This window comes from Allorhizobium paknamense (genome assembly GCF_030815125.1).
Taxonomy (GTDB): domain Bacteria; phylum Pseudomonadota; class Alphaproteobacteria; order Rhizobiales; family Rhizobiaceae; genus Allorhizobium; species Allorhizobium paknamense.
The window spans coordinates 632858-645006 of sequence record NZ_JAUSWH010000001.1 but is presented as its reverse complement, the minus strand read 5'-3'; the positions used below and the strand labels follow the sequence as shown (position 1 = coordinate 645006).

At 63.5% G+C, this 12149-nt stretch carries 13 protein-coding genes; all 13 read left to right on the top strand.

Going from position 1 to position 12149, the window contains the following annotated elements; genetic code table 11:
* The first annotated feature begins 683 nt into the window (after nt 1-683).
* The 13 genes from QO005_RS03020 (at nt 684) to QO005_RS02960 (ending at nt 12130) form a co-directional block, all read left to right on the top strand.
* Nucleotides 684-1094, top strand: coding sequence for a phage major tail protein, TP901-1 family (locus tag QO005_RS03020; protein WP_307156461.1), 411 nt, complete (start codon nt 684-686; stop codon nt 1092-1094).
* A complete protein-coding gene (locus tag QO005_RS03015; protein WP_307156460.1) occupies nt 1091-1486 on the top strand; it encodes a gene transfer agent family protein in 396 nt (131 codons plus the stop codon). Before QO005_RS03020 ends, QO005_RS03015 begins: the two co-directional genes overlap by 4 nt.
* Entirely contained in the window at nt 1483-1701 is a 219-nt protein-coding gene (locus QO005_RS03010) for a rcc01693 family protein (RefSeq protein WP_307156599.1), read from the top strand. Before QO005_RS03015 ends, QO005_RS03010 begins: the two co-directional genes overlap by 4 nt.
* On the top strand, nt 1691-2284 hold the full coding sequence (locus QO005_RS03005) for a phage tail tape measure protein (protein WP_307156459.1): 594 nt from the start codon (nt 1691-1693) through the stop codon (nt 2282-2284). The genes QO005_RS03010 and QO005_RS03005 overlap by 11 nt, the downstream gene beginning before the upstream one ends.
* Before the next feature lie 94 nt (nt 2285-2378).
* Nucleotides 2379-3014, top strand: coding sequence for a DUF2460 domain-containing protein (locus QO005_RS03000; RefSeq protein ID WP_307156458.1), 636 nt, complete (start codon nt 2379-2381; stop codon nt 3012-3014).
* Between the two features lie 21 nt (nt 3015-3035).
* Entirely contained in the window at nt 3036-3926 is an 891-nt protein-coding gene (locus QO005_RS02995; RefSeq protein WP_307156457.1) for a phage/gene transfer agent baseplate hub protein, read from the top strand.
* A 146-nt stretch (nt 3927-4072) separates the two neighbouring features.
* Nucleotides 4073-4504: an NlpC/P60 family protein gene (locus QO005_RS02990; RefSeq protein ID WP_307156598.1), complete on the top strand. Its 432-nt coding sequence runs from the start codon at nt 4073-4075 to the stop codon at nt 4502-4504.
* Between the two features lie 227 nt (nt 4505-4731).
* Nucleotides 4732-8571, top strand: a complete 3840-nt coding sequence (locus QO005_RS02985) for a baseplate multidomain protein megatron (RefSeq protein WP_307156456.1) — start codon at nt 4732-4734, stop codon at nt 8569-8571.
* 179 nt (nt 8572-8750) lie between these two features.
* Nucleotides 8751-8978, top strand: coding sequence for a hypothetical protein (locus tag QO005_RS02980; RefSeq protein ID WP_307156455.1), 228 nt, complete (start codon nt 8751-8753; stop codon nt 8976-8978).
* A gap of 113 nt (nt 8979-9091) precedes the next feature.
* Nucleotides 9092-9406, top strand: a complete 315-nt coding sequence (locus QO005_RS02975) for a hypothetical protein (RefSeq protein WP_307156454.1) — start codon at nt 9092-9094, stop codon at nt 9404-9406.
* A gap of 60 nt (nt 9407-9466) precedes the next feature.
* Entirely contained in the window at nt 9467-10141 is a 675-nt protein-coding gene (locus tag QO005_RS02970; protein ID WP_307156453.1) for a response regulator transcription factor, read from the top strand.
* Nucleotides 10131-11534 (top strand): sensor histidine kinase, encoded by a 1404-nt coding sequence (locus QO005_RS02965; protein ID WP_307156597.1) that lies wholly within the window; start codon nt 10131-10133, stop codon nt 11532-11534. Before QO005_RS02970 ends, QO005_RS02965 begins: the two co-directional genes overlap by 11 nt.
* A gap of 143 nt (nt 11535-11677) precedes the next feature.
* Entirely contained in the window at nt 11678-12130 is a 453-nt protein-coding gene (locus QO005_RS02960) for an RT0821/Lpp0805 family surface protein (protein ID WP_370877988.1), read from the top strand.
* Nucleotides 12131-12149: the final 19 nt, after the last annotated feature.

The following is a 12149-nucleotide window of genomic DNA, read 5'->3' as shown; positions in this document are numbered from 1 at the left end:
CCTCGAGATCCCCGCAAAGGGGTATCAAATGTCAAATTCATTCCACTAGGGTGTGTGGGGATTCAGCTTTGGGCGGGCTGCAAACGGCAATTTCCTGCGCTTACCTAGGCTCATGTACCTTAAGTACACTCCGCTCCGGTTCTCGAAAATCACCGTTTTCGCCTCACCCAAAACTGAATCCCCACACACCCTAGAGCATCGTATCGAATCCTCTTTTCGATCCGTCCTACAGAGTGCGAGCGGTGCAGCGCTCTCGTAGAAGGCACGACGCAAAGGGTGTGTCTGTTGGTTTACCACCTCTGTCCTGCCGGACATTTCCCCTCACGGGGGAGATCGGCAAGATGAACGCCCGGCCTTCAGCTTTCCACGTCAGCGCGGGTGCAAGCGGCTGGCGCTTGAGGGGCAAGTGGCGGCGCGATTTCTTGTTCAGGTTGTATTTTTAGGATGGTAGGGGTGGTGTTGACCCAAAAAAGGTCTGCCTGGGGCCGGTATTGCCAGGCTTGGACGGTAAAATACACGCATTGCGGGAGGTGAGTTGAAATTCACCTTGCGTCATAAGGTGGCGTCTCTTCGGGGGCAGGGGACGTTCGCCCTTCCGATCTCCGGTTTTTTCAGCGGGATGGTTCGGCGGACAGCTGCCGAAGACGGCAATTCATCATTCCATTTCAGACAGGAGTTTCATCATGGTGGTGCAGAAGGGCAAAGACCTGCTGCTGAAGATTGCTGATGGCGGCAGCTATGTGACGGTGGCGGGATTGCGATCCAAGAAGCTGGCCTTCAATGCCGAGACGGTGGATGTCACCGATGCCGATAGCGCCGGGCGCTGGCGCGAACTGCTGGCCGGGGCGGGGGTGCAGCGGGCCTCGATTTCGGGTTCGGGCCTCTTCCGGGACGAGGCCTCCGACGCGCTGGTGCGCGCGGCCTTCTTTACCGGCAGCATTTTATCCTGGGCGGTGATCCTGCCGGATTTCGGCACGGTGAGCGGGCCTTTCCAGGTGACGTCGCTGGATTATTCCGGCGAGCATTCCGGCGAACTCAAATTCGAGATCGCGCTGGAATCGGCAGGGGAACTCGTTTTCGGAGCGGCGGCATGAGTGGCGGTGTCATGAGTGAAGGGGTCATGGGACGCGCCAACCGCCGTCGCGGCGAGGTGGAGGCGGTGATCGACGGCGAAAGGCGGATTTTGTGCCTGACGCTGGGCGCGCTGGCCGAACTGGAAACGGCCTTTGCCGCCGAGAGCCTGGCGGAACTGGCCGCGCGCTTTTCCAGCGGGCGCTTGTGCAGCCGCGATCTGATGCGGATTCTGGCGGCTGGCCTGCGCGGCGGCGGCAACCGCTTTTCCGACGAGGATGTGGCGGGGATGGTGGTGGAAGGCGGCGTGAGCGCCTGCGCGGCCATCGTGCGCGATCTTCTCGTCGTTACCTTTGGCGGTGAGGCGGAGGAGGGTGGCGCAAACCCTCGCTTGCCGCAGCAGCAGGAGGCCTGAAGGCAAAGCCGTCTCCCTTTCCCTGGGAGGCGGCGATGCATGCCGGGCTCTGCCTGTTGCGGCTGCCACCCGACCTTTTCTGGCGGCTGACGCCGCGTGAATTTGCCGCCATGACCGGGGCCTTCCGGCCACGGCCCGCAGCGCTGACCCGTGAGGGGCTGGCGGCGCTGATGGCGGCCTATCCTGACGAAAGGAGTGACGAGCATGGCGGATGACGAGACGGTTTCGCTGGGATTGAGCATCGATACCAGCGCTGCCGCCAAGGCGCTGGACGATCTGGAAGGGCGCTCGAAGAGCTTTGGCACTGCGCTGACCTCGGCGCTGAAGAGCGCCACCGTGGGCGGTAAGGACCTCGACAGCGTGCTGCAATCGCTGGCGACGTCCCTGGCCGGGACCGCGCTGTCCTCCGGGCTGCAGCCCTTGCAATCGGCCCTGTCCTCGCTGGCGGGCAGTGCGGTTTCGACGCTGTCTTCCGGGCTCTCCTCGCTGTTTGCCTTCGAGAAGGGCGGCGTGCCGGGATCGCTGACGGCTTTTGCCGATGGCGGCGTGGTGGCAAGCCCCACCTATTTCGGCATGGGGGGTGGCGATGTCGGGCTGATGGGCGAGGCGGGCAGCGAGGCGATCCTGCCGCTGAAGCGCGGCAGCGACGGTTCGCTGGGGGTGGCCATGCAGGGCGGCAGCGGCACGCAGGTGAACTTTAACGTGCAGGCGCAGGATGCGGCGAGCTTTCGCAAGAGCCAGGGGCAGATTTCGGCGCTGCTGGCGCGCAGCGTGCGGCGGGGGCAGCGCGGGATGTGACGGGTGATGGCGGCAGGAGGCGAGGTGTTTTCCGGCATTTTCGCCGGGAAGAGGGACGTGTTGCAGGGGCTGTGGAGAGACGGGGTGAGCGGGAATGGCCGAGGCGTTTCATGAGGTGCGGTTTCCGTTGCGGGTGTCGCTATCGACCAGCGGCGGACCGGGGCGGCGGACGGATATTGTCAATCTTTCCAACGGGCGGGAGAGCCGCAACCAGCGCTGGGCGGATTCGCGGCGCTCCTATGATGCCGGATCGGGGGTGAAATCGCTGGCCGATCTCTATGCGGTGCTGGCGTTTTTCGAGGCGCGGCGGGGGCGGCTGATTGGCTTCAGGTTTCGCGATCCGCTGGATTATGCCTCCGCGCCGCCGGGCCAGGCGGTGACGGCTTTCGACGCGGTGATCGGCACGGGCGATGGGGTGGAAACGGCGTTTCAGCTGACCAAGACCTATGGCGACGCAGCGGGGAATTGGGTGCGGACCATTGCCAAGCCCGTTGCGGGCAGCGTGAAACTGGCCGTGGGCGGGGTGGCTTTGGCGGCGGACGGGTTTCACTGCGATCAGACGACAGGGATCGTAACGCTTTCGGCGGCGCCTGCTGCAGGCGCTCTGGTGCAGGCGGGGTTCGAGTTCGATGTGCCGGTGCGTTTCGACAGCGACACGATCGAGGTCAATCTTGAAGCCTTCAATGCGGGGAGCATTCCCTCCATTCCGCTGATCGAAATCAGAGCATGATGAGACAAAAAAGGGGAAGAGATGCGCAAGCTTTCTGCGGCCTTTGCCGCCCATATTGCCGGTGAGGCGACGACGCTTTGCACGGCCTGGCGGGTGACGCGGACGGATGGGGTGGTGCTGGGTTTTACCGATCACGACCGCGATCTGAGCTTCGACGGGACGGTGTTTGCCGCGGCGAGCGGCTTTTCGGCGAGCGATGGTGAGGCGGTGGCCGATCTTTCGGCTGCTGCCTCGGAGGTGGCGGGGGCTTTTTCCAGCGCGGCGATCACCGAGGCCGATCTTTCGGCGGGGCGGTTCGATGGGGCCAAGGTCGAGGTGTTTCGGGTAAACTGGCAGGCGCCGGAGGAGCATGTGCTGCTGAAGGTGCAGACGATTGGCGAGGTGAGCCGTCAGGCGGGGCAGTTTTCTGCGGAATTGCGCAGTTTTGCCGCAAAGCTCGACCGTCAGCAGGGCAGGCTGTTCAGCCGCCGCTGCGATGCGCGACTGGGGGATGGGCGCTGCGGCGTCGATATGAGCGTGACCGGGCGGCGGGTGGTGGCAAGCATTGCCTCGGTGGAGGCGGCGGATCGGCTGGTGATCGCCGGCGTGAGCGGCAGCGACGACGGCGCCTTTCGCCATGGGCGGCTTTCGGTGACGGGCGGGGCGGCGGCGGGGGTGGTGGCCGAGATCGAGGAGAGCCTTGTCACGGATGCGGGCCTTGCGGTGACGCTGTGGCTGCCGCTGGAGGTGCTGCCGGTGGCGGGGGATGCGGTGGTGCTGGAAATCGGCTGCGACCGGAGCTTTGCCACTTGTCGCGACAGTTTTGGCAATGCCGCGAATTTTCGCGGGTTTCCGCACATGCCGGGGGCGGATTTTGCCTATTCCTATGTGAGCGGCAAGACCACGCATGATGGGTCTGTGCTGTTTGAGTGAGGGGGAATGCTACAGCGCCGTGCGTTTTATCAAACGCACAAAGGACGCTGTAACACTTTAAATCTGCTGCATAATTTTCACCTTAAATCGATTCCGATTTAAGGAATTATGCAGTGGGCGATCACAACAATTCGGGAGAGGCTTGGATGGGGATCGGGGCGCGGGTTCTGGCTGTGGCGGAGGGGTGGGTGGGGACGCCCTATCGGCATCAGGCTTCCGAAAAAGGGGTGGGCGCGGATTGTCTCGGCTTGATCCGGGGGATCTGGCGCGAGCTTTACGGGCAGGAGCCGGAGGCAGTGCCGCCCTATGGGGCGGACTGGGCCGAGCGCTCCGGCGAGGAGCGGTTGCTGGCGGCAGCGGCGCGGCATTTTCAGGGCGTGGCGGGGCTTGCGGAGGCGGACGCCGGGGATGTGCTGGTGTTTCGCTTTCGCCCGCAGCATGCGGCCAAGCATCTCGGCATTTTGCTGGAGGGCGGGCAGTTTCTGCACGCCTATGAGCAGGCGGCGGTGATCCGCTCGGCGCTGGTGCCATCATGGCAGCGGCGGGTGGTGGGGGTGTTTCGGTTTCCGGAGATGTGATGCGAAGAGTCATTGAAAATGACACTTCGTATTCCCCTTTCAAATATCTCAAGCCATTGATGCATTTGAGATATTCGAAATCTTTTCAAGGCGAGGATGCGTTAGCATCTTCGAGCCTTGGTATGGGGGTCTTGGGTCCCCCTCATCCGCCTGCCGGTACCTTATCCCCGAGGGGGAGAAGGAGGCTGGGGCATCCGTATGGTTTTCTTTCATGAATGGGGTGGGTGATGGCGACACTGGTTTTGCAATCGGCAGGCGCCGCGATTGGCAGTCTCTTTGGGCCGGTGGGGACGATATTGGGCCGGGCGGCGGGGGCGCTGGCGGGCTATGCGGTGGACAGTGCGATCATTGGCGGCACGACGGTGACGGGATCGCGGCTTTCCACCGCACGGATCGGCGGGGCGAGCGAGGGGGCGGTGCTGCCCCGGCTTTATGGCACGGCGCGGATTGGCGGCACGCTGATCTGGGCGACGCGCTTCGAGGAGGAGGTGACGACCGAGCGAGCGGGAAGCAAGGCGACGGGCACCACCACCAAGACCTATAGTTATTATGCCAATGTGGCGCTGGCGCTGTGCGAGGGGCCGGTTTCGGCGCTGAGGCGGGTGTGGGCCGATGGTGAGGAACTGGACCTGACCGAGGTGGAGATGCGCTTTTACACCGGCGCGGAAGATCAGGCGCTGGACCCGCTGATTGCCGCCAAGCAGGGCGAGGAAAACTGCCCGGCCTATCGCGGTGTGGCCTATGTGGTGTTCGAGCGGCTGCCGCTGGATGATTTCGGCAATCGCATTCCGGTGCTGCAATTCGAGGTGATGCGGACGGTGGGGCGGCTGGAAAGCGCCATTCGTGCCGTGACCATTATTCCCGGTGCGACCGAGCATGGCTATGCGACCACCAAGGTGAAGGTGAAGGCGAACGGCAGTTCGACTTATCTGAACCGCAATACGCTGACGGCGGCGACCGACTGGACCGCCTCGCTCGACGAGTTGCAGGCGCTTTGTCCCAATCTGGAGAGCGTGGCGCTGGTGGTGAGCTGGTTCGGGACCGATCTCAGGGCCGATCACTGCGCCATTCAGCCGGGGGTGGAGAAGGCGGCGCGCAATGAGAGCCGTGACTGGACGGTGGGAGGCTTGAGCCGGGGCAAGGCCTATGTGGTGTCGAGCAGTGACGGCGCGCCTGCCTATGGCGGCACGCCCTGCGACAAGAGTGTGCTGGAGGCGATTGCCGATCTGAAATCGCGCGGGCTGAAGGTGTTTCTCTATCCGTTTCTGATGATGGATATTGCCGCTGGAAACGGTTTGCCGGACCCCTATGGCGGGGACGAGCAGGCGGCCTATCCCTGGCGGGGGCGGATCACCTGCCATCCGGCGCCGGGGCTGAGCGGCACGCCGGACGGGACGGCGGCGGTGACGGCGCTCGTGGAAACCTTCATGGGGGAGGCGAAGGCCTCTGATTTCGCGACGCTGGGGTCCATTCTGTTCTACAAGGGCAGTGAGAAGAGCTATCGGCGGCTGGTGCTGCATTATGCGCGGCTAGCGAAGCTGGCGGGCGGGGTGGATGGCTTTATTCTCGGATCGGAGCTGAAGGGGCTGACGGTGCTGCGCGATGACGGCAACCGCTTTCCCTTCGTCGAGGCGCTGGTGACGCTGGCCGAAGATGTGCGGGCGGTGCTGGGGTCTGACACCAGCCTGACCTATGGCGCGGACTGGAGCGAATATTTCGGCTATCACCCGCAGGATGGGTCGGGGGATGTGTTTTTTCATCTCGATCCGCTTTGGGCAAGCGAGGCGATCGATGCGGTGGGGATCGACAACTATATGCCGCTTGCCGATTGGCAGGATGCGGATTTTACCGCCGACAATCCCGATGGGTTCAGGCTGGCGGAAGATGAGAGCGGACTGACGGCGGCCATTGCCTCCGGCGAGGGCTATGACTGGTATTATGCCGATGAGGCCGGGCGGGCGGCGCGGCAGAGGCTGGCGATCTCCGACGGGCTGAAGGGCAAGGACTGGGTGTTTCGCTACAAGGACCTGCAAGGATGGTGGGGAAACCGCCATTACAACCGGGTGGGCGGGGTGGAGCTTTCCGAGCCGACGGACTGGGTGGCGGGGATGAAGCCGATCTGGTTTACCGAACTGGGCTGCCCGGCGGTGGAGCGGGGGGCGAACCAGCCGAATGTGTTTCCCGACCAGAAATCCTCGGAAAATGCGCAGCCTTACTTCTCCTCCGGCATGCGCTCGGATGCGGCGCAGCGGCGGTTTCTGGAGGCGCATCTGGCCTGGTGGGCAGGCGATGACGCGCCCGAGGGCATGGTGGATGCGGACCATATCTTTCTCTGGACCTGGGACAGCCGGCCTTTTCCGGCCTTTCCCTATGACACCGATCTCTGGGCCGATGGCGATAACTGGCGCACCGGCCACTGGCTGAACGGCAGGCTGGGGGCGGGGACGCTGGCCGATGTGATTGCGGCGATCCTGAGCGATCATGGTTTTGCGGATTACGATGTCTCTGCCGTCAGCGGTGATCTGCCGGGCTATGTGCAGGGCGAGGCGGCTTCGGCCCGTGGCTTGATCGAGCCGCTGATGCAAGCTTTTCTGCTGGATGTGATCGAGGACGGGGCGGTGCTGGCCTTTCGCTCGCGCCAGGCGGTGAGCCTGCCTGCGGTGGCGGTGGAGACGTTTGTGGATGAGGAGGGTGAGCCGCTGTGGAAGGAGACGCGCGGCGATCCCAGCGATTATTCCGGGCAGGCGGCGCTTGGGTTTTACGATCCGGCGCTGGATTATGAGGATGGGACGGCGCGGTCGCGGCGGGTGGCCGACAGTTCCGCCGGGCTGCTTTCCACCAGCCTGCCGGGGGTGATGGATGAGGCGGTGGCGCTGGCGGCGGTGGAGGCGCAATTGCGCGATCACCGGCTTTCGCGGCGCGGCTTGACGCTGTCGCTGGGGCCGGAAAACCTGGCCCTGCAGCCGGGCGATGTGCTGAGCCTTGCCGAGGGGCCTGCCGGCCGCTTCATGATTTCGCGGATCGAGGAGAGCGACGGGCTGGCGCTGGAATTGCGCGAGGTGGCTGCGCCGGTGGCGGTGGCGGTTTCAGCGGCAAGCCGCAGCCGCGCCTCGGACAATCGCGCCTCGTCCGGGTTCGATCCCTTGCTGACCTATCTGGACCTGCCGCGCTTCGAGGATGGGGAGACGGGGACCTTTGCGCGGGTGGCGGCCTATGCCAGCCCATGGCGCAGAATCGTGATTTCGGCCTCTGCGGAGACGGAAAATTACGAGAGCCGGGCGGTGCTGACCCGGCCCGCGACCATGGGGACGCTGACGGCGGCGCTGGCTGCGGGGGTTTCGGGGCGGTTTGACCGGGCGAACGCGGTGGGGGTGAGCCTGGCCTTCGGCAGTTTTGCCTCGGCCTCCGAACTCAGCGTACTGAACGGGGCCAATCTGCTGGCGGTGAGGGCCGAAAACGATGTGTGGGAGGTGCTGGCTTTTACCACGGCGGCGGAAACGTCGAGCGGGGAATGGCAATTGAGCGGGCTGTTGCGCGGGCTTTACGGCACCGAGGATGCCATGGCGGCGGGGGCGGCGAGCGGCGCGGATGTGGTGCTGCTGGACAGTGCGGTTCTGTCGCTTGGGCTTTCCTCCGACGAGATTGGTTTGACGCTGAACCTGATTGCCGAGGCGGCGGGAACGGGGCTGGAGACGATGGGGCCGGAGAGTTTTTCCGGGGGCTTGAGGGCCGAGACGCCGCTTTCGCCCGCGCATCTTGCCGTGAAGCGGCTGGCAGGCGGGGATATTGCCGTAAGCTGGGTACGGCGCGGACGCATCGATGCCGACAATTGGGCGGCGAGCGATATTCCGCTCGATGAAGAAAGCGAGAGCTACCAGTTGGAGATCATGGATGCGGCGGGGACGGTGAAGCGGACCCTGACGCTGACCGATTCTGCCTACACTTACGGGCTTCTGGCGCAGGTCGCGGATTTTGGCGGGGCGGCGTCCTCCTTGCAATTTCGGGTGCGGCAGGTGGGGCGCTATGGGCTGGGCGTGGCGGCGGAGCGCATCTGGGTGGCGGGGTAATACGAAAAGTCATTGAAAATGGCAGTTCGTATTCCCTTTCGAGTATCTCAAGCCCTTGATGCATTTGAGATATTCGAAATTCTTTCAAGGCGAGGATGCGTAAGCATCCTCGCCTTGAAGGGGATATAAGCGGCGGTTGCTCATATTTTCAAGTAACTGTTTTAAAAGGAGATTTAAGGATGAACGAGACGAAGCCGTGGTATGGGTCGCGGGCGGTCTGGGGGGCTTTGGTGGCGATTGCGGCGGGTGGGTTGCAGGTGGCGGGGATCGATCTGGGGCTTGCCGAACAGGGGCAGATGGCGGATCTGTTGATGGCGCTGGCGAGTGCGGTGGGCGGGCTTGTTGCCTTGTACGGGCGGCTTGCGGCGCGCTCGGCTATTACCGGCAAGGGCAGGCCGCCGGGGTAAGTGGCCCTGGGATTTTCCGGGTTTAGCAAGCATTACCAGGCATTCATTTGCCATTCAGCCGTGGCTGGTTAAAAATCAGGACAGGATTTGAGACATGCGGCGAGTGGCGGTAAATGCGATCAAAGTCGATCATAGCCAGTATTACGGCGGCTTTGCTGGCCTGGGTGATGTTGCCCGGGGCCACGCCGACGGTGCCGGATGTATCGCGCCTTGTCGTGCCGGTGGACAATCAAAAGAGCGATTCCGGGGACGACCGCAGCAGTGACCGGGTGGACTGCCGCAGCGCGGCGACGCGGGCGGTGGAAGATTCCGGCGGGCAGCTTCTTTCCGTTCGCCTTTCCGGCGGCCAATGCGTTATAACCATTCTGGTTCCGGGCTCCGGCGACAATGCCCGGCCCCGCAAGATGACCATTCAGGTTTCCCGATAATCGAGAACCGCAGGGCTGGGCGCGATTGCTCAGGCGCGGCATAACGGAGACAAGATCCCCATGCGCATTCTCGTCGTCGAAGACGATGTCAATCTCAACCGGCAACTGGTCGAGGCTCTGCAAGAGGCAGGCTATGTGGTGGATCAGGCGATGGACGGCGAAGAGGGTCATTTCCTCGGCGATACCGAGCCTTATGACGCGGTGATTCTCGATATAGGCCTGCCGTCCATGGACGGCATTACCGTTCTGGAAAAGTGGCGTGCTGCCGCGCGCACCATGCCGGTGCTTATTCTGACGGCTCGCGACCGCTGGTCGGACAAGGTGGCGGGCATCGATGCGGGCGCCGATGATTATGTGACCAAGCCTTTTCATGTGGAGGAAGTGCTGGCGCGCATTCGGGCGCTGATCCGCCGCGCGGCGGGGCACGCCTCCTCGGAACTTGCCTGCGGGCCGGTGCGGCTGGATACGAAAAGCTCGAAGGTGACGCTGTCGGGCAAGGCGCTGAAGCTGACCTCGCATGAGTTCCGGCTGCTCTCCTATCTCATGCATCACATGGGCGAGGTGGTTTCGCGCACCGAACTGGTGGAACATATGTATGACCAGGATTTCGACCGCGATTCCAATACGATCGAGGTGTTTATCGGGCGGCTGCGCAAGAAGATCGGGCTGGACATGATCGAGACCGTGCGCGGGCTGGGCTACCGTATCAAAGCGCCGGACAATGTTGCGGGTTAAATCGCTTACGCTTCGCGTTTTGCTGTTTGCCACGCTCTGGTATGCGATTGCGCTGGTCACCATTGCCGTGGTGATTTCGGCGCTTTACCGTCAGGGGGCGGAGCGGTCTTTCAACGACCTTTTGCGCGCCCAGCTTTACAATGTGGTGAATTCCGTTTCCGTCGGTGACAATGAAAGCCTGACCGGAAGCCCGGCGCTGGGGGATCTGCGCTTTTCGCAGCCGGGGACCGGCTGGTACTGGCTGGTGGAGCCGCTGGGCTCCTTTAACGCCGCGCCGCTCGCCTCGACCTCGCTGGGGCTGACCAATCTGCCGGTGCCGAGTTTCGAGGAAGCGCCCTTCGACCAGAATTATGAACGCTTTTACGGGATGACCGACACCTTCGGCAACAAGCTGCGCATTGCCGAGACCGAGGTTATTCTGGATGAAAGCGGGCGGGCGGCGCGCTTTCGCGTTTCCGGCAATCTCAAGGTGGTGGAAGAGGAAATTCTCGGCTTTTCCCGCAGGCTTTATGCGGTGCTGGCGCTGTTTGGATTTGGCGGTTTGTTCGTCAACGCCATCACCATCGTTTTCGGCTTGAAGCCGCTGGACCGGGCGCGGCGGGCGCTCGAGCGCATTCGCGGCGGCGAGGCCGAGCGGATCGAGGGGGATTTTCCGCGCGAGATCGAGCCGCTGGCCAATGAAATCAATGCGCTGATCGACAGCAATCGCCGCATTGTGGAGCGGGCGCGCATGCAGGTGGGCAATCTGGCCCATTCGCTGAAGACGCCGATTGCCGTGCTCTTGAACGAGGCGCGGGTGCTGGAAAGCCCGCATGACGAGGTGGTGAAGGCGCAGGCCGCCGCCATGCAGGCGCAGGTGGGCTCCTATCTCAACCGGGCGCGCATTGCCGCGCAGCGCGAATCGGTGCTGTCACGTTGCGAGTTGGAGCCGGTGATGGAGCGGCTGGTGCGGGTGATGCGGCGGCTGAACCCGGACAAGAATTTCGAGCTTGCGGTGGAGGCGGGGCCGCTGGCGCTGGGCATGGAGAGCCAGGACCTGGAGGAAACCCTTGGCAATCTTCTGGAAAACGCCGCCCGCCATGCCGAAACCACGGTGACGGTGCGGGCGCGGCCCTTGCCTGCCGGGGAGGCGGGGCTGGACCCGGGGCGCAAGAACTGGGTGGAAATTCTGGTGGAGGACGATGGGCCGGGGCTGGACCCGGACCAGATCGGCGAAGCGCTGAAGCGTGGGCGGCGGCTGGATGAAAGCAAGCCCGGCACGGGGCTTGGTCTTTCCATCGTCAAGGAAATCACATCCGAATATCAGGGCAAGCTTGGCCTTTCCCGGGGGGAAAGCGGCGGGCTGATGGCGCGGCTGGTGTTGCCGGGGATTGGGCGCGACGGTGTTGCGTGATTGTAACCCATTAAAAGATAGGGTTTTTGCCGGTTGGTGCTGTGGCGAATTGGCGCTTGGCAGGGCCGGGGTGAAGTGTGTGCTTGACTTTGGGCGTCAGTCCTTATGTCTTTGAGCCAAATGCGATTTGAAAGAATGCTGGTATGACGGATGCTGCCCCTCTGAAGTTTCCCGGCCAAGGCATGATGGCGATGGTGCTTTCGCTGCTTGCCGTGCTGTTTGGACTTTCTTCCTGTGTCTCCTCCAAGGGGGCCGGTGGAGGCCTGTTTGGCGGGCGGACGGAAAATCGTTCGGCGATTTATCTGGCGGCCTTGCAGGGCGGGATTGTTTCGAAAACCGGCGCGGTGCTGTCCAAGGGGCAGATGCAGAGGGCGCTGGAGGCGGAATATCGGGCGCTGGAGGCGGCGCCCGGTGGGCAGGCGATGAACTGGAACGACGAGGGGGCCGAGGGTGAGGTGGTGGCCGCCGCACCCTATCAGGTGGGGAACCAGAATTGCCGCCAATACACCCATAGCGTGACAGTGAAAGGCAAGACCTACGAGGCGCGCGGCGCTGCCTGCCGCAATGACGACGGCACCTGGACGCCGCTGACCTGAGGAGCATCGGAGCGAGGCG

What these genes read in the sequence shown, in the direction of transcription:
- QO005_RS03015 (WP_307156460.1), top strand. Translation starts at nt 1,091, where the DNA reads ATGAGTGGCGGTGTCATGAGTGAAGGGGTCATGGGACGCGCCAACCGC.
- QO005_RS02980 (WP_307156455.1), top strand. Translation starts at nt 8,751, where the DNA reads ATGAACGAGACGAAGCCGTGGTATGGGTCGCGGGCGGTCTGGGGGGCT.
- QO005_RS02960 (WP_370877988.1), top strand. Translation starts at nt 11,678, where the DNA reads ATGACGGATGCTGCCCCTCTGAAGTTTCCCGGCCAAGGCATGATGGCG.
- QO005_RS02970 (WP_307156453.1), top strand. Translation starts at nt 9,467, where the DNA reads ATGCGCATTCTCGTCGTCGAAGACGATGTCAATCTCAACCGGCAACTG.
- QO005_RS03005 (WP_307156459.1), top strand. Translation starts at nt 1,691, where the DNA reads ATGGCGGATGACGAGACGGTTTCGCTGGGATTGAGCATCGATACCAGC.
- QO005_RS02990 (WP_307156598.1), top strand. Translation starts at nt 4,073, where the DNA reads ATGGGGATCGGGGCGCGGGTTCTGGCTGTGGCGGAGGGGTGGGTGGGG.
- QO005_RS03020 (WP_307156461.1), top strand. Translation starts at nt 684, where the DNA reads ATGGTGGTGCAGAAGGGCAAAGACCTGCTGCTGAAGATTGCTGATGGC.
- QO005_RS02985 (WP_307156456.1), top strand. Translation starts at nt 4,732, where the DNA reads ATGGCGACACTGGTTTTGCAATCGGCAGGCGCCGCGATTGGCAGTCTC.
- QO005_RS03000 (WP_307156458.1), top strand. Translation starts at nt 2,379, where the DNA reads ATGGCCGAGGCGTTTCATGAGGTGCGGTTTCCGTTGCGGGTGTCGCTA.
- QO005_RS02995 (WP_307156457.1), top strand. Translation starts at nt 3,036, where the DNA reads ATGCGCAAGCTTTCTGCGGCCTTTGCCGCCCATATTGCCGGTGAGGCG.
- QO005_RS02975 (WP_307156454.1), top strand. Translation starts at nt 9,092, where the DNA reads ATGCGATCAAAGTCGATCATAGCCAGTATTACGGCGGCTTTGCTGGCC.